Origin of the sequence: Brevibacterium sp. FME17 (genome assembly GCF_014897515.1) — a bacterium.
GTDB lineage: Bacteria > Actinomycetota > Actinomycetes > Actinomycetales > Brevibacteriaceae > Brevibacterium.
This window is the reverse complement of the sequence record NZ_JABUYD010000015.1, coordinates 53745-74088: the sequence shown is the minus strand read 5'-3', so window position 1 is coordinate 74088 and position 20344 is coordinate 53745. Positions and strand designations below refer to the sequence as shown.

The following is a 20344-nucleotide window of genomic DNA, read 5'->3' as shown; positions in this document are numbered from 1 at the left end:
CCGAACAAAGGAGTACGGATATGGAGACTGCGACGAACGCGGACGAACGAAGAACAGCCTCGGCGCTGGCCCTGCGCAGCGGCGAGGCGGCAGTCGGGACATTCGTGGGATTGGGGTCGGTTCCGGCCACTGAGATCTGCGCCCGGGCCGGGTTCGAATGGCTCCTCGTCGATCTCGAGCACGGAGCCGGCAGCGAGGCAGACCTCAACGCTCAGGCGCACACGGCGGCGCGGTTCGGAGCGCTGAGCATCGTTCGCGTGCCGACGCCCGATCGCATCCACTGTTCACGAGCACTGGATCTCGGCGCCGATGGGATCATGGCGCCGAGGTTGGACACCCCGGAGGACGTCACTGACTTCCTCAGCCACCTGCGCTATCCTCCGCAGGGCGACCGCGGCGTCGCGACCTACCATTCGGCGGCGGGTTACGGGCTGGTCAAGGACTACTTCGAGAATCTGCCGCGGCCGCTGGCCTTCGTGCAGATCGAATCCGACGAGGCTCTGCAGAATGTGGATTCCATCGCCACCATCGACGGCGTCGATGTACTCTTCGTCGGACCACGAGATCTCTCCTCATCGCTCGGAGCCGCCCCGTCCCTTGACGATCCTGTCTTCGCCGCGGCTTGTTCACGCGTGGTGAAAGCCGCGGCCGAGAATGGCATCGCCGCCGGAATTCTCGCCGGTACTGCGGCAGCGGTTGAGGGGTTCGTCGACCTCGGTTTCACCGCAATCGCCGTCGGATCAGACTCGAGCCTCATGGCGAACGCTGCCGTGCATGCGGTGACAACGGCGCAGGGCCTGCTCGACAGTTAAGCTTTCTCAGAGACCTGGCCCGAACCCGCGAAGGAGCATCTGTGACGACTGCCGACGACAGCAAGTACCGTGCACCCGCCGCGATCTGTGCCGCCGATGTGCTCCTCGCGGTGGCGCGCAGTGAGACCAGACTGAATGCCGGGCAGCTGTCTGCTCTGACCGGACACAACCGATCGCTGGTCTATCGCGCGGCCAAGAGTTTGGTCAGTCGCGACTTCCTCGAAGAATACGAACTGCAGGGAAGCGTCTGGTTCCGCCTAGGCCCGGCTGCGGGAGAGGTCGGCGGGGCATACCAGCGAGCGATCCCATTCCAAGAGAGCATTCGACGTCAGATGGGTCAGCTGAGCGAGCGCTTCGGGGAAACGGTGAGTGTGGGACGCCTCGAGGGCACGGAGGTGAGGTACCTGATGAGAGAGGAGGGCAGGAACTCTGTTGTCGCACTCTCCCACGTCGGCAAGCGGCTCCCTGCCCACGCGACGGCGATCGGGAAGGCACTGTTGGCCGACCTCGACTGGTCAGACGTCAGGCACAGCTTCGGTGAGAACGCCGCCCTTCGCCAACTCACCGACTCCACGATCCATAACCTGTCTGATCTCAAAGTCGATCTCGTCGAGGTAGGCGAACGCGGTTATGCGGTGGAATACGAGGAAGTCGTGCAGGGGCGCTGCTGTGTGGCCGTGACCATCCCCGGGTTCGAGGTGTTCGGCACACGAATTGCCATGAGCATGTCGATGCCTCGGCCCAGGTTCGATGACGAGCACGAACAGATCGCCGCCGACCTGCTCCGCTGCGCCGCGGAACTTCGGGACGACGTCCGCGACCGCAGAGACCTGGGCGGCGCTGAGTCTCTGGCCTGATCGACTAGGCTCAGCGCTATGGCACGAAACCCCTCCGACACCAAAGAGAGACTGCTCGACGCGTTCGACTCCCTGCTCGACGAGCGTGGGACATCGGGAGCAACACTCGATGCCGTTGCTGCGAAGGCAGGAGTTTCCAAAGGCGGCCTCCTCTACCATTACAGGTCGAAGGCGGAGCTCATCAAGGGCAGCCTGGAGCGTCTCGGGCGACTCGTCGCCGAGGACGTCGAAGCCATGAAGGCTGCAGGAGATCGTCTTCACCTCTATTACCTCGAGACTTCGGCGGAGATCGGCACGCCCCTCGATCAGAGCCTCATCGCCGCCGGCTGTCTCACCCAGGAGTACGACGAGGCGAAGACCGCGCTGAGAAAGACACGCGAGGCGTGGTTCGACGTCCTCAACGACCACCTCGGCGATCCCGCTCTGGCGATGACCATCCAGCTCATCGGCGACGGAATGTACTTCAACCAGAACTTCGACCTCTCCCAGGACGAAGCTTTGGCCCACGTCAAGAACGTCCTGGCACGACTGGGCCTCTAGGCGGTCGCCGTCACCACCTAAATCCTCGAACTGGTTCCAGGAGTGGGCGATTTGTGTCGAAAATCGGCCGTGAAATCGACACAAATCGTCCACTCCGGTCATGTGCACTCGACCGGGACCGTGCAATCTCAAGCACGACGACTCATGTGCAATTTCCTGTGGAGACCGAACCTCTGTCCACAGGCCGAATTTCTGCCCTTCACTCTTCTTGCCGACTGAGCGAACATACCGAGTATGTTCAATCACGACCGCTGGGAGATGAAGGACTATCCGCGCCTCTTTCGGGTCACCGATCACGCCCAGCTCGGGATTACTCGCCACAGCATCTATCACTCGAATAGGTACCCGTCAGTGTTGCCGGGAGTCCGAATGGACAAGCAAACACCCGAGAGACACCCGACTCCGCTCTGGGCCGATCAGGAGTGGAAAATGGTCGCGTTGAGATTGCGTGCGGCACTGCTCCGCTACTCCAACATCGCCGCCAGTCACGCTACCGCGGCTCGACTCTACGGTTGGCCCTTGCCGTCGAACCTGATGACTTCACAGCTTCATCTCTCGACAGCCGACAAGAGCGCCCGCATTCGCCATCCGCAGATAACCCTGCATCGTCCGACCCAGATGTCCTCGCTGGACTGGCTCGGTCTCCCGATTCTTGCCGCGGAAGACATATTCATCGGCATCGGACCGGATCTCCTCCTCCGCGATCTGGTTCTGCTCGGCGACGCGGCAGTCGGCAATTGGCACGGATCACCGCAGATCTCACTGCCGAACCTGCAGCAGGCAGTCCGCCGCCGTTCCCGCCTTCGAAGTGGAGATCACCTGCTCGCCGGACTTGACCTGATACGCCCGACAGTCGACTCACCCGCCGAAACCAATCTGCGCCTCTGGATGCTGGCTGTCGGACTGCCCGAACCCGTCGTTCACCCGCGCGTCCATTGTCGCCTTCTGAACCGAGTCGTCGAGCCCGACTTGGGCTACCCCGATGAAAAACTTGCTGTGGAATATGAAGGCGAACATCACCTCAGATCCAAGAGTCAGTGGAACAGCGACATCGACCGCGATGAAGGGCTTCGACACGAGGGGTGGACCGTCATCAAAGTGACAAGCAGAACTGACTACGGACTCCTCGAGACCAAGATCCGTCACCATCTCGGCATATCAAGAGCGTCCTGATATCGAGAACCTCTCCTGACGACGCCCTCTTCCCCTCTTTGCGTGACAAGACTCCCGCCTTGTGCGACAAAGAGTGGGCGATCTGTGTTGAATTCTCTGCAAAATCCAGCACAAATCGCCCACTCCCAACGACCTACGACCTACGACCAATCCAAGCAGGCCGCTCCCACTCCAGGTGCCTTACCTACGCCAGGTGGTGCACTTCCTGCAGCCCGTACACCGGCGTCTCGAGTCCCTCATAGCGTGCCTTGAGCTGGAGTGCCAAGTACAGCGAGTAGTGCCGCGACTGGTGCAGGTTCCCGCCCATGAACCATAGGTTCTCCTGCTGGGTGGGCTTCCACATATTGCGCTGTTCGCCTTCCCACGGGCCCGGATCCTTCGTCGTGTCCGAGCCCAGGCCCCAGCATTTGCCGACTTTGTCTGCTGTCTCCTGATCGATGAGATCAGCAACCCAACCATTCATCGACCCGTATCCGGTCGCATAGACGACGAGGTCGGCCGGCAACTCGGTACCGTCTTCCAACACCACAGAGTCAGCAGTCAGATGGTCGACATTGCCTTTGGCCAATTTCACCTTGCCATCGGCGATGAGCTCAGCTGAGCCGACGTCGATGTAGTAGCCGGAGCCCCGGCGCAGGTACTTCAGGAACATTCCGGACTCATCGTCACCGAAGTCGAGGTCGAACCCTGCATCCGTCATCCGCTGGTAGAAGTCCTTGTCGCGTTCTTTCATCTGCTCATAGAGCGGGATCTGGAACTCGGGCATGATCCGATACGGCAGGGAGGCGAATGTGAGGTCGGCCTTCTCAGTGGTCACTCCGTTGGCGAGAGCCTTCTCCGAATAGAGGTCGCCGAGGCCGATGTCCATGAGTGAGTCGCTCTTGACGATGTGAGTACTCGAGCGTTGGACCATCGTCACGTCTGCATCGTTCTCATACAGTGCCCCACAGATGTCGAAAGCGGAGTTGTTGCTGCCGATGACGACGACCTTCTTACCGGCATAGGCATCGGGCCCGGGGTGCTGCGAGGAGTGCTGCTGTTCGCCCTGGAAGACATCGGATCCTGGGAACGAGGGAACGTTGGGCTTACCCGACATCCCCGTGGCCATGACCAGGTGCGTCGGGTTGAGAGTGATCTTCTCACCGTTGCGTTCGACGTTGACCGTCCACTGACCAGAGGCTTCGTCATATTTCGCCGAGGTGGCTGTCGTCGATGACCAGTACGGAATCTCCATCACCTTGGTGTAGAACTCCAACCAGTCAGCGATCTTGTCCTTGGGAGCGAACACCGGCCAATTCTCAGGGAACTTGAGATAGGGCAGGTGGTCGTACCAGACAGGGTCGTGCAGGCACAGCGACTTGTACCGCGAGCGCCACTGGTCTCCGGGCCGTTCCCACCGATCGATGACGAGTGCCGGAACACCCAGCTGGCGCAGGCGAGCGCCGAGTGCGATGCCGCCCTGTCCCCCACCGACGACGAGCGTGTACGGCTGGGCGGTGTCACCCCAGGCGGCATCCTCCTCGGCGAGCTTCTCCGACCAGCTCTTCCGCTCGGGGTCGACTCCGTGTTCGGCTCCTTTGGGCCGGCGAGGTCCCTGCGGCTCCTCGTGGTCTTTGAGCTCCTGCAAAGTAGTGAGCAGCGTCCACGCTTTGGTTCCGTCTTCGTCGACCAGACGAACCATGCCCTTGCCCCTGCCGACTGCGGTGGCATAGGTGAACCAGGCTTCGGTGACTCCATCGGCTGTGGTGGCCGGTTCTCCGAGTTCGAAGTCCGATGCGGCGACGCGGTCGATGACCTCCGTCAGAAGGTCCCTGATGCCGTCACGGTTCTCGACGGTGGACAGGTTCCAGGAGAAGGCGACGAGGTCCCTCCAGTAACTCGTGGTGGCGAACAGACTCACTGCGGCTTCGACGTCCCTGCTGCGCATCGCGGATTCGAAATCGCCCAGCCACTGCGTTGCAATGTCATCGGCTGTGAGCTGCTGGCGGTCGATTGTCGTTGTCATGTCACTCCTCTTCGTTGAGCTGTGTGACTCCAAGCTATGCCGCCGCCGGCACCGAAGAAAGGGTTGCATCGAGTTGCATATGCAGTGAGCCACATCACCCCTATACTCGGAAGCATGCCTCAGCTCGACCTGGCGCATCTTGCTCGGGATCTGTCCCGCATTCACGATGCCGTGATCACCGGCGGTTCGCCGCCGGAGCAGCCGCGAGCGCTCGTTGCACGCTCGTGGCAGAGGATGCTGCGCTTGGGATTGGATCCCTCGGGCGGCAATCGTCGAGTTCTGTCCGCCGAGGCGGATGTGGAGTCCCGCAGACGCGATTCGAAGCTGCGCCTCATCGTTGATGAGCTCAAAACCATTCTTCTGCGGATTCCCGATGCCGCGACCTTCATCCTGGTCGTCACCGACGCCGAGGGTGTGATCCTGTGGCGCGACGGTGCCAGTGCCGCCCAGCGTCAGGCGGACAGTCTCGGCTTCGTCGAGGGTGCCCACTGGTCCGAACCCGTGGTGGGCACCAATGCCATCGGCACCGCGTTGACCGAAGAGGCCCCAGTTCAGCTGTTCTCCGCCGAACACTTCGAGACCTCGCAGCACCCCTGGTACTGCAGCGCCGTTCCCGTCCATGATCCCAGTGATGGCCGGCTCCTAGGCGTCGTCGACATCAGCGGGCCGGCGCTGACTCTCCACCCGGCGGTGCAGTCCTTGGTGACAACCGCTGTCCGCCTGGCCGAGGCCCGGCTTTCCCTCATCCGGCAGGAGCAGCTGAGCAGTCTGCGCACTCGCATGTCCACTGTCCTCAACGGCAGTCGGGGGCCGGCGCTGGTCGTCGATGATGAGGGCTGGGTCGCCTACCGACAGGGAGTGCAGAGCCAAGAGCGGATAGAGGTGCCGGCGTCTGATCGCACGATTCTCATCCCCGGTGCCGGTCTGTGCATCCCGGAGAGGGTGACCGGTGGTTGGCTGCTGCGGCCGAGTGCCGACATCAACGCTCAGCAGGTGTCGGTAGTGCTGCGGCAGACAGCTCGGTCTGCGATGCTGGAGATCGAATCGAGCTCTGACCCATTCGTCGTGCCCCTCACGCCCCGGCGCGCTCAGATCCTCTCAGCGATCACCTCGGCGGGGTCAGCTGGCATCAGGGCCGGCGATCTCAGCCTCAAGCTCTACGGTGATGCCGACCATCAGGTCACAGTGCGCGCCGAGGTGTCCCGGCTGCGGCGTTCGATCGGTGCGCTCCTCGCGACTCAGCCCTACCGGTGGGCCGAGGGCGTGTCCGCGCGATTCGAAGAGGCCGCTTCAGCGTCATCCTGATCCCGGTCACGATCTCGACCCGCCCTATCGGCACGGGCGAAGGAGATCACCAGTCCGATTCCGATCAACGTGGATACGAGGGAGGAACCGCCGTATGAGATCAAGGGCAGCGGCACGCCGATGACGGGCAGAAGCGTCGTCACAACCCCCATGTTGATGAATGCCTGGCCCAATATCCACACGAAGACGGTCAGGCACAGCACCTTCGTCTTCAGCTCCCGGCTCTTCAACGAGGTTCTGATCAGCCCCACGCCTAACAGGCCGAAGAGGCACACCACCGTCAGTGTGCCCAGAAGTCCCAGCTCCTCGCCGATGATGGCGAAGATGTAGTCGTTGTGCGCTTCTGCCAACCAGAACCATTTTTCGCGGCTGGCTCCCAGCCCTGTTCCGGTCCAGCCTCCCGAGGCCAACGCGAACAGCCCATGATTGGACTGCCAGTGCTGGCCGAGGGTCTCGACGTCGCTCAAAGCATCCGTGTCCGCGAACATCGCACGCACACGTGCCATTCGGTACGGGCTTGTAGCCACGAGGATGGTCACACCCACGGCGATCACACCCAGTGTTGCCGCGAAATACCGCTTCGGGACACCTGCGATGAACAGTGCGGCCAACGTCATCAGCATGAGAACCAAGGTCGTGCCCAGATCTCCGCCGAGGAGGATGAAACCGAACGCGAACGCCGAGACGGGGACAACGGCGAAGAACAGATCTTTGGGGCGATGAAGCCGCTGTGATCTGCGAGCGAGCGCGACCCCGAGCCACAGAGCCAGCACTGGTTTGACGACTTCCGAGGGCTGAAGCTGGAGTCCGCCGACATGCACCCAGTTGGTGCTTCCGTTGACGGTGATGCCCAGCCCCGGAATCAGCGGAAGGGAGAGGAGCACCAACCCGGCGATGATCATCGGACCGGCCAGCCGACTCCATATCTGCGCCGGAATCAGCGCAGTGACGGTCAGCATGATGATGCCGATGGCTGCGAAGAATGCCTGCCTGGCGAAGATGGAGAACGAGGATCCGCTGGTTCCGTCGAAGGAGGTGATCGATGTCGCCGACAGCACCATCAGCAGACCAAGACCGACCAGACACAGCGAGGCGCCGAGGATGACCAGAGATCCGCTGTCGATCCGCGGGACGGCAGGCACCCGCAGCAGCTTCTGGCCGATTCGAGGAAGTCGGGCACGCAATGTCCCATGAGTCCTGCCGCCCCGGTAGCTATCCATGCGTATGTGCCGGCTCCTGCATGACGATGACTGTCCTGCCCTGATATCGGCCTCCGACGTGCCGGTCTCGACTGGCGAGGCCGCCGATGATCGTTTGGAGCAGGAGCAGCACGATGAGGACGATGAGCGGTACGGTCCATGACCCGGTGACGGTGTGCAGCCACCCCAATCCGAGCGGGCCGAGCCCGGCGACGAGGTAGCCGAATCCCTGGGCCATCGTTGATACGTGCCCGGTGTGATGGGCATCCGGGGAGCGCCACACGATATAGGACAACGACAGACTGATCGCTGCACCCTGCCCCAACCCCAGCAGCGTCATCCACGCATAGGCACCGGCTTGCGGCGCGAGCAGCAGGCCAAGGAACGCGGCACCGATGAGGACAGCGGCGGCGAAGACGGGCACCCATCGCGGCTTGAGCCGTTTGGCGATTGTCGGCGTGACCAAGCAAGTGATGATTGCCGGGAAGGCAGAGAACGAGAGCATCCATCCTGCTCGATCGGCAGGCATTCCTGCGTCTTGGAAGATGGCCGGCACCCAGGTCAGAGCCGCGTAGTAACTCAGCGACTGCAACCCCATGAAGCCGGTGACCGACCACGCGATCGGGTCTCTGAGCATCGCCCGAAACGGTGGCTCACCTGAGGCGGACGTCGCAGAGCCGTCCCGACCCGAGTCGGTTGCCTCGGGTCCGGCCGAGTCCCGAGCGCGTCGCATCTGCGGGAGGAACAGAATCGCGGCCAGCACGGCTGGCACCGCCCAGATACCCATCGCCCACCGCCAGGATCCGTCGAAGAGTGGCAGCATCGGCACGGTCAGGCCGGACGCCAGAGCTGCGCCGAGGAACAGCGCGGTGGAGTACAGCCCCATCATCAGTCCCGCCCGATGAGAGAAGTCGTTCTTGATCGCCGTGGGCAGCAGGACGTTGCCGATGGCGATGGCCGCGCCGACGAGGATCGTGCCGCCCAGAAGTGCCACCAGGCTCGGCTGAAGTCGCAGGGCGATGCCGGCAGCGAGAACGATCATGATGATTCCGAGGACCCGGTGCATTCCGAATCGCCGCGTGAGGCCCGGTGTGAGAAACGCGAACGCGCCGAATGCGAACACAGGGATAGTGGTCAGCATGCTTGCGGTCGTGGCGCTCAGCTGCAAGTCATCGAGGATATCGCCGAGCACCGGTCCCACCGATGCGACTCCGATGCGCAGATTGAGTCCGATGAGGATCAGACCTGCCCCGAGAAGCAGCAGGCTGCGTCGTCGGTGTCCGTCCGCTGCCCTCTCTCGCCGAGGTGGATCGACGGTGGCGCTGCCATCCGTCTCCAGCGTGAGCTCCACAGTGAAGTTCGGGTCACGTCTCTTCATGATGCTTTTTCCATACTCCCCATTCAAACCGGCCCCGCGACGGCGTGCAACCGATAAACTGACTGGCAATGGACAAATTCAGCCACAAAGCGATGAGTCCCGAGTTGATCCACCAGCTCGGCCATGATGAACGTACTCCCGCTCACACCCACGATCTCGGGCATCTGGTGTATCCGGCTACGGGAGTCCTCTCCCTTGTGACGCGAGACGGTTCATGGATTGCCCCATCGAACCGGGTCGTCTGGGTTCCGTCAGGGTTCGAACACCAGCATCGGGCCCACGGGGCGACCGATATGCGGATCGTCTTCCTCCCGGATGGAATGGCGGAGCCTTTGGGCCCGTACCCAGCAGTCCTGGCCACGACACCCCTCGCTCGGGAATCGCTGCTTGCGCTGACCGGATCCAGACAACGCTCGAGGGAGAGCACGGACCGGCTTCGGCTCGTCGCCATCGACGAGTTGAGTCTCACCGGTGAACAGCCGTTGTACCTGCCGGAGCCACATGATGATCGTCTCCTGGCTGTGACCCAATTGGTCGAGGAGGATCTGTCGAATGTCGCTACGCTGGCCCAGCTGGGCCGCCAGGTCGGTGCGAGCGAGCGCACCCTGTCTCGGTTGTTCCAGCAGGAGACTGGAATGACTTTTCGGCAATGGAGGGCGGAGCTGAGAGTTCATCGCGCCCTCCTCCTCCTCGCCGAGGGAAGAAGCGTCTATGACACGGCAGCCGAGTGCGGCTGGGCGAACCCGAATTCGTTCATCACTGCCTTCACCTCCTTGGTGGGGATGAGTCCGGGGAGATACCAGCATTCGATGACGTCAATGTGACCCAGAATGTCGATGTGCCCCAGACCGGGGCAGTCCCTCTACTCTGCCGAGGCGGCCGTTCCTAGTCTGCGCCCGCACCCCGATACGTCCCGAAGTTCCACAGCACACCTTCGGGGTCCTGAACACTGAAGTCCTTGGAGCCGTAGTCCTGTTCGGTCAGCCCCATCACCTCTGTGGCACCGGCTGCGATCGCTCGGTGGTAGAGTTCCGCGACCTGATCGGTGGCGATGTAGACCGAGCCGGAGGCGACTCCGGTCTTCGTCATTGCGCCTCCGTCATCACGAGCGGAGCCGAGCATGACTCCCCCGCCTTCGGGCCACCGCAGCTCGGCATGGTCGACGCGCTGCGGATCGTCGGCATTCGTGTATTCGGCGGCGACTTCGAATCCGAAGGCGTCCTTGAGGAACGCGATCGCGGCCTTGGCATCCCGGTAGCGGAATGTCGGCCAGACATTGGCTCCGTTGGTGCCTGCTCCGTTAGTGCCGTTCGACATGTCAGTTCCTTTCCTCGTAGTTGGTGTCCCCACCATCATCGGACGATGGACACCTTTGAGTCTTGGACAAATGGGAACTAGCGGGAAGTCTGGCTCGCAGTGCCGTTGAATGACACCGCGCCACTAGGCTCCGAACGGCGCGCGATCGGGTCGCTGTCGAGCCATCCTGTCGGGCTGGTGCCGGTCAGCAGCCTGAAGTCGCGGTTGAGGTGTGACTGATCGGCGTAGCCGCAGACCGCTGCCACCTCGGCGAGGGGCGACTTTCCCGCCGAAATGATCTTCCGCGCCCGGTCGAAGCGGATGACTCGAGCCGCCTCTTTGGGGCCGATGCCGAACTCCGCGCGGAACTGCCCGTTGAGATGCCGCCGGCTCCATCCGACTTCATCGGCCACGAGTGAGACCGGCAGACCGCCGTGGCTGCGCGCGATCTGCCTCCAGGATTCGACCACCTCGGCGCGGGGCCCGAGATCATCGCGGATTGCACGGAGGAGAACGTCATCGATGGCATCGAAACGCTGGGACCAGGTCGGTGCGGCGTTCACCCGCTCGTGAAGTTCGGCGGCGATAGGCCGGGCGATGTCTCCGAGCTCAACCGAATGGTGGGCGAATTCGACGGCCGGGGATGCGAAGAAGGCACGAGGTGCGAACGGGGTGAAATTGATCTGGATGCCGGACATGGCACCGTTGTGCGCGATCAGAGTCGGCCATAGGTGCAGGCCAGCCAAGAGCACGTCGAATGATTCGACCGTGTCCGCCTCCGGGAAATACTGCTGCAGCGGTTGGTTGATCGCGACGATGAACGTCAGTGCTCCCGAAGGTAGCCCGAGATGGGTTCCCGCCGGTACCCCAGAGATGTCGTAGCCGGCATAGTCCCCGACGAAGGGCCGCAGTCGCGGATGCGGGCTGCGGGTCAGATCGTCACTGGTCTCCGTGGACATGTCAGCAGTGTAGACCCGCGGTCTGACACTCCCCTGTTCGCAGCAGGGTTCGCAGCGCGCAGGCCCGCGCCGACCGCACTTACGCAGCGGGTACCCTCCACCTATTGACTTATGCAGGTATTTACCTGCATATTAGAGATGTGACCGACGCAGATGATCTCGATAAGGCATTCAAGGCCCTTTCTGATCCCACCAGACGACGACTTCTCGATGAGCTTCGACGTGAGAACGGGCAGTCGCTGCGCGACCTCTGCGAAGGAGTTTCAATGGCTCGACAGTCGTTGACCCAGCACATCGACCAACTCGTCGACGCCAATCTGATCGTCGTCATCCGTAAGGGACGGGAGCGGCGCCACTATCTCAATCCGCTTCCTATCCACGAAATCGAGCGGCGCTGGACCCGTGATTTCGACCAGCAGCACTTTGACGCCATCGACGCCGTCAAAAAACGAGCCGAGGAGACAGCAATGACCACCACCAACGAATTTCCCGATTACGTCTACGTGACCTATATCCGAGCCTCCCGCGAGGATGTCTGGGATGCGCTCACCAACGCCGACGTCACGCCGATCTACTGGAGTGGAATCGCGAATGTCTCAGACTGGCAGGCCGGCTCCGAATGGACCCACCGCAAAAACGGTGACCCCGTGGGCGACTACGACATCTGGGGTCGAATACTCGAGAGCCGCCCACCGGAGAGACTGGTCTTCACATTTCAGCCCGCCGCACAGCCGCTGGAGACCAAGGGGTCGGTCGTCACTTATGACATCGAACAGACTGGTGAGGTCGTCAAGCTCACCGTGACCCACACGAACCTGCCAGACAAAGGCATGCTCGATGGTATCTCCCAGGGCTGGCCGGCCATTCTCGCCAGCCTCAAGTCCTACCTGGAGAGCGGCGAGGCGCTCCCCTACACAACCTCTTGAACGACATGCTGCAGCTCTCATTCGAAACGGAAGCACAATGGAAAATGACAATTTCACTTCTACGTTCACTGCTCCATGCACACCGTCCGAAGCATTTTCATTCGCGGCACAGCCGAACATCTGGTGGAACACCATGATCTCGGGATCTGCCCGTCACGTGGCCGAGTCCTTCATCTATGAGGTCCCGGGAATCCACTACTCGAAATTTCGAGTCGGCGAGTCTCTCGCGGGAAGGAGACTGTCCTGGCAGGTCATCCCCTCTGAGCATCGCCTGGAACTCGACGAGTGGGTCGGCACCGACATCATCTTCGAATTCGTCGAGCTGAGTCACGGCACTCGAGTCGACTTCACCCACGTCGGACTCCGGCCTCAGCTCGCCTGTCACCCCGTGTGCACGACAGCCTGGGGGCACCACCTCACTGTCGGCTTGCAGGCACTGATGGCCGGGGCGGAGGCTCGTCCCGTCACTCCGAGTTCAGCTGCCGAGGTGGCCGCCGAGGTGGCTGCCGAGGTCGGCGCCCAAAAGGCTGGGTGACGCCTCGCCGAAGGGCCACAGCCCAGTCTCGCTTCAGGACAGTCCGTCGTCCGTCGTGGACATGGCTGCATTCCAGGCCACATCGGAGAATTCCCTGTCCACCCCAAGTCCGAATTCGGCAGTGAGGACCTCGGCGAACTCTGCGGCGTCTGCGATCGCGTGTTCGGTGCGATCACCGTCCGGGCTGTAGGAAACTCGTCGCAATCGGCGTCCGTCCAAGGTCAGCTTGATGCCGTCGGGCAGCGAACGTGCGAGGACAGGCGGCCCGGTGAAAGGAGTCCCCGGCTTCGTTGAAGTGAACCAGTTCGCCAGTTCAAGATCGGCCTGCGGCCGGGGCACATCGGCGAAGGCATAGACGGTGCGGAACTCCTGGTCGCGACTCGTCCGAGACTGCAGAGCCCACTCGGCCTCTGCCTGCATATCAGGATCAAGCGCCACTTCCGCCGGCACGAGGCGATGTTCACCACGCGGCGTCATCCGCGCCGGGGCGGACGTCGACAGTTCGAGTGCAACTTCCGGTGTTCCGCCGCCGAACCCAGGATCCACGAGGAAGCTGCGAGCATCGACCCGAACGATCGTCGCCTGATGTGTCAGCGCGCCAGGTGCGACCCGGCCCTCGCCGAGGTGGACGCGAGCCATGATCGGATGCGCCGAGATTCCCAGTTCGGTCAGAACCGCGCGGGTGAGGGTGGCGTGTTCGTGGCAGTATCCACCACGTTTGGAATCGAGCAGCTTGTCAGCCACCGACTCGAAATCGAGCGAAACCGCTTTCAGCTCGCCCCGAGCAAGGTTCGCAATGACCTCGAGGTTCTCAAAGCAGATCGCCTGCGTGTGCGCCTGCAGGAGCTCATCGAGAAGGTCGATCAGCTGTGTGGTTGTCCCCTTGGCTCGACGGCACAGTTCTGGAGCAGAATCGCGCAGACCGAGCCGCTCTGCGTACCGGTTGAGGAGCGAGAGCTGCGTCATGATTTGATCTCCTGGGATCCAGAATCGGGGTGGATAGATTGTCGGGATGGATGCGGTGTCGAGGTGGAAGCAGCAGCGAGAAAGCTGCCGTCACCCCTGCAGCACGGACTCCAGCAGCCCGGGAAAGCGCGCGTCGATGTCTTCACGGCGCAGCGTCAGTCGTCGATTCCGACCATGGAGCTCACTGATGATGACACCGGCCTCACGCAGCACCTTCACCTGATGCGAGCGAGTCGACTTCGGCACGCCCGGTCCCAGTGCCGAACAGTCGGCCATATCCATCGGCCCCGACCGCAGCTGCTGAACCAGAGCCAGCCTGGCGTCGTCGCTGAGAGCGAAGAGTACTGAGGTCAGCTCGATGTCCTCGCGATCCGGGTGTGGCAGTTTTTCATTGGCAACCATAGTTCGATAATAGTTGAACTGTCTGAGCATCTCGTATACTCTCCAATAATGGTTCCAAAAGTTTCGAACATTACGGAAGAAGCTCCTGCTTCCGCAGCTCAGCCGGCACCCACCTCTGCCTGGTGGTCGCGTGAGCGCTGGCGTCTGCGCCTAGTCCTGATCGCCACCTCGGCGATGATGGCCGGTGCCAGCGCACCGTCTCCGTTCTACCCTGTAATCCAGGCAGAGTTCGGTTTTGCCCCTGTGATGATCACGGTGGTCTTCGCCGCTTACGCCGTAGCCTTGCTGGCGACTCTGCTCACTGCCGGCGCACTGTCTGACCACGTCGGACGCCGACCCGTGATCTGCGCGGCCTTCGTGGTGCTCGCCCTCAGCATGGTCCTGTTCTGGCATGCCGATAGTGCAGTGGCGCTGATCTTGTCTCGCGTCGTCCAAGGAATGGCCAGCGGGGTTCTGCTGTCGACATTGTCAGCGACGGTCGTCGATCTGGAGTTGCCGCACAAGCCCGGCTCGGCTTCCTCCTGGAACGCCATCTCCGCGATGGTGGGACTGGCCATCGGAGGGTTGTTCGCGGGAGCGACTCTCGCTGTGTTCATCGATGGCGGCGGTTCGACGGTGGTCTTCGGGACGCTCGTGGGAACCTATCTGCTTCTTGCCGGCATCATCTGGGTCCTGCCGGAGACCTCGACTCGTCGAAGTGGCGCATGGGCATCTCTTCTGCCGCGCGCTGCACTGCCGCGGGAAGTCCGCAAGGCGTTCCTGTTCGCGGTGCCGGCCTTCATCGCAGGCTGGGCCACGGGAGGGTTGTACCTGTCCCTCGGTGCCAACATCATCACCGCCGAGTTCCATTCGAGTTCCCATCTGGTCAGCGGACTGATCGTCACGATGCTCGCCGGCGCCGGTGGGCTGGCGGGATTCTTCATGCGCGACCGATCCGCGCGCACCGTCACCCTCTTCGGCACGATCTCACTCGCCGTCGGCAGCACCCTGACCCTGGTGGCGCTCTCCCTCAATTCGCCTCAGCTGTACTGCCTCGCGGTCGTCATCACCGGCACCGGGTTCGGCACCGCTTTCCCAGGTGCCCTGAAAACCATCCAGGCAGTCGTGAAGCCGGAAGCCAACGCTGAGGTGATGGCCGCCGTCTTCGTCGTCTGCTATCTGGCATTCGGACTTCCGGTCGTCATCGCCGGTGTCCTCGTCCCCGCCATCGGACTCTTCGCCACTGCCTGCTGGTACGGCGGCTTCGTGGCGTTTCTCGCCATCTGTGCCGCACTCCTCCGCTGGTTCAGTGGCGGGCGCCCGTACGCTGCCGAGAACCAGGTCGCTTAAGGCTAAGACCAGGTCTGAGGCTTGAGACCGTGTCCACCACGGTAGTTCGGTGAGCTCGGTTCTCTCCAGTCGCCGAGGAGGTTCTCTGGCAGCGCATAGACCGTGACCTGAAGTGGGTGGCAGTTCTCGACCGGGTCGTCATTGCCTTCGCCGAACATCGGCTTGGACAGGTCTCCGCCGGGGCAGGTGGAGAGGGCTGCCAGAAGGTCCTGTTCCGCGAAGAATTCGAAGTGGTCGCCAGGTCTGGCGGGACAAGTCTTCATGAAGTATTCGTCGTTGTCATTCAGTCCCGTGCATTGAAAGACGTTGAGGACATCGTGGACGTCGAACTCGGTAAGCCCGAACGGGAGGATGGCCCGGACCAAGTTCGAGTGGCAGTGATAGTCGAAGTCGACTCCACTGAGCATCGTCGAGACGTAGGGATCGCAACGAGTGCCGAGAGTGTCATGAAGTCGGCCGCCTTCGGGGTCGGTGCCGTAGTCGGCCAGAGTGTCGTTGACGATTGTGGCCATCGGTCGCAGGAAGGGCAGGGTCGACCACAGACGGTCGAAGGTCGACAGGTGTGCGGCCTGAAGTTGGCGGGTGCGCGATGCCCAGAATCTCTCCCGGGGATCGTGGCGGTTCCACAGATTGAGGTCGCCGACCTGCGGTCCCTCGATTGTGGAGATTCGACAGACGTGACCCGCTGGCACATCCCATGCCTGACCGGAACGGATCGGAATCGTGAATTCGTCGACGATCTCCCGGTTGTCCGTGTCCTGCCCGATTCGTCCGTGGAAGTCTTCGTCGACGTCGAGCGCGGGGCCCTGGTAGGCCGCTTCGGTCAGACGTGCGTTCTCTGCCATGATCGTCTCCCCTGCTGCTGTGTCCGGCGTTGCTCCAACCGCGATGTCCGGTGGCCTGTCTGCCACGATGCCACGTTGCCGCCTGCGGCCCAAGTGGTTGTCGACGAGGTCTATGCTGAAAAGAGAGCCGCCGTTCGCGCCGCACCGTAGGAGACCGAAATGGTTGAAGAGAGCATCGACATCGAACTACAGGACACCGGAGAGTTCCTCGCCAGCATTCATACGGGTGCCGGAACAGAGGAGATCGTGCTCATCCTCTCCGATGCCGAAGACGTCTCGGATGGTGTGCTGCGCAATGACGAAGCCACCGCTCGGGCCGCTGTGGAGTTCATGCTCAGACATCAGTCCGCCGGCGATCTGCCGGATCGGATCGCTCTCGAAGACATCTCTGCCGCGTATGACGGAGGTATCGAGGCGATCCGCGAACTGCGCGGCTAGCTGCGGCGGCAGCTGCACGGGCAGAGCAACAAGATCTATCGGCCCCGCCGTATTTCAGCTCTTCTGGGTTCGATTCAGACTTTCGTCTTCGCATCGGTCTTCTTCTTTCCGAACATCCGTCGCCACGGCAGCACCGAGACGAGGGCGAGCAGGGCAATGATGATGAAGACCATGGCAAGCGGGTCGGAGATCACGGCCCAGAAATTGCCGCCTGTCAGGCCCAGCGCCTGTTGCAAGTTGCGCTCGAGCATCTCGCCCAGGACCAGTCCGATCACCAGCAGCGCAGGCGCCATTCCAACCAGCCGCATGACATATCCGAGTACTCCAAACGCCAAAGCGATATATACGTCAGTCACAGAATTGTGAATGCTGTAGCAGGAGATGAGCGCGAGCATGAGGATGACCGGAGCCATGAAGGGCATCGGGATTGAGAGGATCTTCGCGAGCAGAGGAGATGCGCCGATATTGATGACGACACCCATGATCGCGCTGACCAGCAGCGCACCGATGATCGTCCATGCGAGTTCCGGATTGGCGTCGAAGAATCCGGGTCCTGGATTGAGGCCGTACATCATCAGATAGGCGAGCAGCACTGCGGTGGTGCCCGAGCCGGGAATGCCCAATGTCAGCAGGGGCACCATCGAACCGGAGACAGCGGCATTGTTCGCGGACTCAGGAGCAACCAGCCCTCGAACCGCACCTTTGCCCATTCCGGCCGATTCCGGAGCAAGGCGCTTTTCCAGACCATAGGAGAAGAAGGCTGCGATTGTCGTGCCCGCGCCAGGCAGGACACCTGCGATGAAGCCGATGACGGATCCGCGCAGACTCGGAAGTGTTCCCTGTCTGAGTTCACGACCGGTGGGCAGGAACCTCCCTGACAGCTTCGACATGACTTGGGAGTCTTTGCCCATCGTGGTGCTGGCGAGGATCTCTCCGACACCGAATACACCGATGATCGCGACAATCGGGTCAATGCCTTCCAACAACGTGAAGCTGCCGAAGGTGAACCGGGGAAGGCCGGATTGAAGTTCGATGCCGACGGTTGAAACAGCGACGCCGATGGCCACAGCGGTCAGCCCCAGCATCGGTGCCGATCCGACCAGGGTTGCACTGAGGACGAGCGCCATCACGACGACGGCGAAGTACGCTCCCGGACCGAATGCCAGTCCCAACTCCGACATCGGTCCGGCAATGAATGCGAGACCGAGGAAGGCCAGCACACTTCCGACGAATGAGGCGATGGCTGAGATCGACAGCGCGGTTGCGGCCTTGCCCTTCAACGCCATCGGATGCCCGTCGAGGGTAGTCATGATGGCACCCGGATCCCCGGGAATATTCAGCAGGATCGCGGAGATCCTCCCGCCGTATTCGGCCCCAAGGTACAAAGACACCATAAGCGGCAAGGAGATTTCGGCCGGAACCGTAATCGCGACCGGCAGCAGCAGCGCAATCGCAGTCGACGGGCCGATGCCGGGCAACAGGCCAGCGACTGTCCCGAGGATGACTCCTCCGAGGATGATCAGCAGCAAGCTCGGCGAGGTGGCGATTCCGCCGAGGGCCGAGAGCAGTTCATTGACAGTGTTCATAGCTGCAGACCTCCAAAGACCCAGTATTCAAGCCAGCCGACTGGCAGGAGGACGTTGAGCCAGACATCGAAGATGAGGAACAGCACCATCGCTATGACGATGTTGATGGCGAAGAGGCCGCAGGCTCGGGCCAGGCTGAGCCGGACACCGAACACCGTCATCGACACGAGCATCGAGAAGATCACCGAGGCTTCGACGAAACCGATGAGAAAGACCGATGCCGCGTACAGACCGAAGAGGACGATGCACCAGCCGACACGAAGAATTTCGCCCCCACCGACAGGTCTGACTTCAACGCCGCCGCGCAGGATGGCGACGATGCCAAGGATCGTTGTGCACAGTAGAACGATGCCGACAACAACGGGAAATGATTTCGGACCGATGCCGTCCTCACCGGCAGAGCTTGGAAGCAGAAGCGCGTTGATGAAGAAGAAGACCGCGAGAAAGCCAAGAACAATGGTCGAAATTCCCGCCGAGGTGGTACGACTTCCGGCTTCCAAGTACGGTTCATCGACCGTGTCGGTTGCGGTGGGTTCGGTGTTCGCACTCATTTCACCAGCCCCACTTTCTTCAGCACCTCTGTCGATTCCTTCTTCTCGGGTTGAATCACCGTCTCGAGCCATTCGTCACCCGCGAGGTAGTCGGGGTTGATTCCCAAGGCGTCAGATTGTTTGACGAAATCGTCGGTCTCCACTGCCTCCTGCAACGCCTTACGCCACCAGTCGACTGCGTCTTCGGGCATGTCTGCCGGACCGAAGACACCTCGCCAGTGGTTGATGGTGATGTCCATTCCGAGGTCGTGCCATGTCGGCACCCCAGGTGCCAGGTCCACTGGTTCCGGTGCCGACACCGCAATGATCTCGATGTCTCCACTGTCGACAAGTTCCATGGCTTCCGACATTCCGGTCGACGCCACGTCGATCCGTCCGCCCAACAGCTCGTTGTTGAGGTCCCCACCATCAGAGAATGCAACGAGATTGAGTTTGGAGAGTTCGTCGACTCCGAATTCGCTGGCGGGGCGGAGGACATTGAGCTGATCATCACTGGGGACCGTTCCGATTCCGAAGTTGACCGAACTCGGGTCCCCCTTGACGTCGTTGAGAACCTTCTTTGCCGAGTCGTATTCCGACCCGGCCTTCACGATCCACACTTCGTAGTCGGTGGTCAGCTGAGCGATGGGGGTGAAGTCCTCCAGCGACATTGTGGTGGTTCCGGTGATGTTCGAGAGGAAGATGCGGTTAGATTCGAAAACGACGGAAGTGCCGTCGTTCTCCCGCTGCAGAACCGCGGCGCGAGCTGGGTTCCCTCCCCCACCGCCCATGTTTTCGATCGACATGAAAGTGTCGATATCCGCTGCTTCGAATCCGTCGCTGGTGATACGTGTAGTCAGGTCGAGGCCGCCGCCTGGAGACCCAGCTGCAATAGCGGTGACACGAGGAGGCGGAAAGCCTTCGTTTCTGTCGATATCGGGCATGCACGCCGTCGTCACGGCTATCAGCGAGAGTCCGATGGATGCTGCGCCGATGCGTCTGACAGCCCGCTTCAGCGAGGATGATCGCGCCAGTGGGATTCCGAAGTGGAGCATGGTCCGCACGTTACCCGCTGATGACTTCATACCTCAACGATCCCTGCGAGAATGAGACACACGAGCTGAGAACGGAGCCTCGAGATCCCGCATATCGGCACACCCCATCCGGACTACAACACTGAGCACAGCGAAGGGCAGGACCGACATGATCTGTCGGTCCCGCCCTTTACTGTTCACCTGTCTCAGGTGCTCAAACGTCTACTTC

21 protein-coding genes are annotated in these 20344 nt (G+C 61.8%); 10 read left to right on the top strand and 11 right to left on the bottom strand.

The features are described from left to right. Nucleotides 1-20 precede the first annotated feature (20 nt). The 4 genes from INT40_RS13970 to INT40_RS13955 all read left to right on the top strand — a co-directional run bounded on the left by INT40_RS13970 (nt 21) and on the right by INT40_RS13955 (nt 3382). The gene (locus INT40_RS13970; RefSeq protein WP_193096315.1) at nt 21-812 is read left to right on the top strand and encodes an HpcH/HpaI aldolase family protein; all 792 of its coding nucleotides are present in this window, start codon (nt 21-23) and stop codon (nt 810-812) included. A 41-nt stretch (nt 813-853) separates the two neighbouring features. Next, the gene (locus tag INT40_RS13965) at nt 854-1669 is read left to right on the top strand and encodes an IclR family transcriptional regulator (protein ID WP_193096314.1); all 816 of its coding nucleotides are present in this window, start codon (nt 854-856) and stop codon (nt 1667-1669) included. 18 nt (nt 1670-1687) lie between these two features. Further along, nucleotides 1688-2209, top strand: coding sequence for a TetR/AcrR family transcriptional regulator (locus tag INT40_RS13960; protein WP_193096313.1), 522 nt, complete (start codon nt 1688-1690; stop codon nt 2207-2209). 369 nt (nt 2210-2578) lie between these two features. Further along, nucleotides 2579-3382, top strand: coding sequence for a hypothetical protein (locus INT40_RS13955; RefSeq protein ID WP_226831349.1), 804 nt, complete (start codon nt 2579-2581; stop codon nt 3380-3382). 184 nt (nt 3383-3566) lie between these two features. On the opposite strand, the gene INT40_RS13950 is transcribed toward INT40_RS13955, so the two are convergent. Further along, nucleotides 3567-5387 (bottom strand): NAD(P)/FAD-dependent oxidoreductase, encoded by a 1821-nt coding sequence (locus INT40_RS13950; RefSeq protein WP_193072361.1) that lies wholly within the window; start codon nt 5385-5387, stop codon nt 3567-3569. Between the two features lie 114 nt (nt 5388-5501). Between INT40_RS13950 and INT40_RS13945 the strand changes: the two genes are divergently transcribed. Beyond that, a complete protein-coding gene (locus INT40_RS13945; RefSeq protein ID WP_193096312.1) occupies nt 5502-6692 on the top strand; it encodes a GAF domain-containing protein in 1191 nt (396 codons plus the stop codon). Here INT40_RS13945 and ftsW read toward each other — a convergent pair. Both ftsW and INT40_RS13935 read right to left on the bottom strand, forming a co-directional pair. Beyond that, complete coding sequence (gene ftsW / locus INT40_RS13940) at nt 6632-7912, bottom strand: putative lipid II flippase FtsW (protein ID WP_193096311.1); 1281 nt, start codon at nt 7910-7912, stop codon at nt 6632-6634. The genes INT40_RS13945 and ftsW overlap by 61 nt on opposite strands. Next, complete coding sequence (locus INT40_RS13935; protein WP_193096310.1) at nt 7905-9269, bottom strand: CynX/NimT family MFS transporter; 1365 nt, start codon at nt 9267-9269, stop codon at nt 7905-7907. The genes ftsW and INT40_RS13935 overlap by 8 nt, the downstream gene beginning before the upstream one ends. A gap of 68 nt (nt 9270-9337) precedes the next feature. Between INT40_RS13935 and INT40_RS13930 the strand changes: the two genes are divergently transcribed. Continuing rightward, nucleotides 9338-10093: a helix-turn-helix domain-containing protein gene (locus INT40_RS13930; protein ID WP_101572804.1), complete on the top strand. Its 756-nt coding sequence runs from the start codon at nt 9338-9340 to the stop codon at nt 10091-10093. 61 nt (nt 10094-10154) lie between these two features. Here the strand turns inward: INT40_RS13930 and INT40_RS13925 are convergent, their stop codons facing one another. Both INT40_RS13925 and INT40_RS13920 read right to left on the bottom strand, forming a co-directional pair. Then, nucleotides 10155-10586: a VOC family protein gene (locus INT40_RS13925; RefSeq protein WP_101572803.1), complete on the bottom strand. Its 432-nt coding sequence runs from the start codon at nt 10584-10586 to the stop codon at nt 10155-10157. Between the two features lie 77 nt (nt 10587-10663). After that, nucleotides 10664-11524: a helix-turn-helix domain-containing protein gene (locus INT40_RS13920; RefSeq protein WP_193096309.1), complete on the bottom strand. Its 861-nt coding sequence runs from the start codon at nt 11522-11524 to the stop codon at nt 10664-10666. A 140-nt stretch (nt 11525-11664) separates the two neighbouring features. Here INT40_RS13920 and INT40_RS13915 point away from each other — a divergent pair, with 140 nt between their 5' ends. Continuing rightward, nucleotides 11665-12450, top strand: coding sequence for an ArsR/SmtB family transcription factor (locus INT40_RS13915; protein WP_193096308.1), 786 nt, complete (start codon nt 11665-11667; stop codon nt 12448-12450). 37 nt (nt 12451-12487) lie between these two features. Then, nucleotides 12488-12985, top strand: a complete 498-nt coding sequence (locus tag INT40_RS13910; protein ID WP_193096307.1) for an SRPBCC domain-containing protein — start codon at nt 12488-12490, stop codon at nt 12983-12985. A gap of 33 nt (nt 12986-13018) precedes the next feature. On the opposite strand, the gene INT40_RS13905 is transcribed toward INT40_RS13910, so the two are convergent. Further along, nucleotides 13019-13951: an arylamine N-acetyltransferase family protein gene (locus tag INT40_RS13905; RefSeq protein ID WP_193072350.1), complete on the bottom strand. Its 933-nt coding sequence runs from the start codon at nt 13949-13951 to the stop codon at nt 13019-13021. Nucleotides 13952-14041: 90 nt separating this feature from the next. Continuing rightward, nucleotides 14042-14353: an ArsR/SmtB family transcription factor gene (locus INT40_RS13900; protein ID WP_193072349.1), complete on the bottom strand. Its 312-nt coding sequence runs from the start codon at nt 14351-14353 to the stop codon at nt 14042-14044. A 48-nt stretch (nt 14354-14401) separates the two neighbouring features. On the opposite strand from INT40_RS13900, the gene INT40_RS13895 reads away from it, so the two are divergent. Then, nucleotides 14402-15682 carry an MFS transporter gene (locus INT40_RS13895; protein ID WP_226831345.1) on the top strand — a complete coding sequence of 427 codons (1281 nt, stop codon included), beginning with the start codon at nt 14402-14404 and terminating at the stop codon, nt 15680-15682. A gap of 2 nt (nt 15683-15684) precedes the next feature. Here INT40_RS13895 and INT40_RS13890 read toward each other — a convergent pair whose 3' ends face one another. Continuing rightward, complete coding sequence (locus INT40_RS13890; protein ID WP_319020925.1) at nt 15685-16593, bottom strand: urea carboxylase-associated family protein; 909 nt, start codon at nt 16591-16593, stop codon at nt 15685-15687. Nucleotides 16594-16686: 93 nt separating this feature from the next. On the opposite strand from INT40_RS13890, the gene INT40_RS13885 reads away from it, so the two are divergent. Then, complete coding sequence (locus tag INT40_RS13885) at nt 16687-16965, top strand: hypothetical protein (RefSeq protein WP_193072347.1); 279 nt, start codon at nt 16687-16689, stop codon at nt 16963-16965. 74 nt (nt 16966-17039) lie between these two features. Here the strand turns inward: INT40_RS13885 and INT40_RS13880 are convergent, their stop codons facing one another. From INT40_RS13880 to INT40_RS13870, 3 genes are read right to left on the bottom strand one after another with little or no spacing between them, the layout of a single operon-like run. Continuing rightward, complete coding sequence (locus INT40_RS13880; RefSeq protein ID WP_193072345.1) at nt 17040-18551, bottom strand: tripartite tricarboxylate transporter permease; 1512 nt, start codon at nt 18549-18551, stop codon at nt 17040-17042. Then, nucleotides 18548-19102 (bottom strand): tripartite tricarboxylate transporter TctB family protein, encoded by a 555-nt coding sequence (locus INT40_RS13875; RefSeq protein ID WP_193096306.1) that lies wholly within the window; start codon nt 19100-19102, stop codon nt 18548-18550. The genes INT40_RS13880 and INT40_RS13875 overlap by 4 nt, the downstream gene beginning before the upstream one ends. Next, nucleotides 19099-20136 (bottom strand): Bug family tripartite tricarboxylate transporter substrate binding protein, encoded by a 1038-nt coding sequence (locus tag INT40_RS13870; RefSeq protein ID WP_193096305.1) that lies wholly within the window; start codon nt 20134-20136, stop codon nt 19099-19101. Before INT40_RS13870 ends, INT40_RS13875 begins: the two co-directional genes overlap by 4 nt. Nucleotides 20137-20344 lie beyond the last annotated feature (208 nt).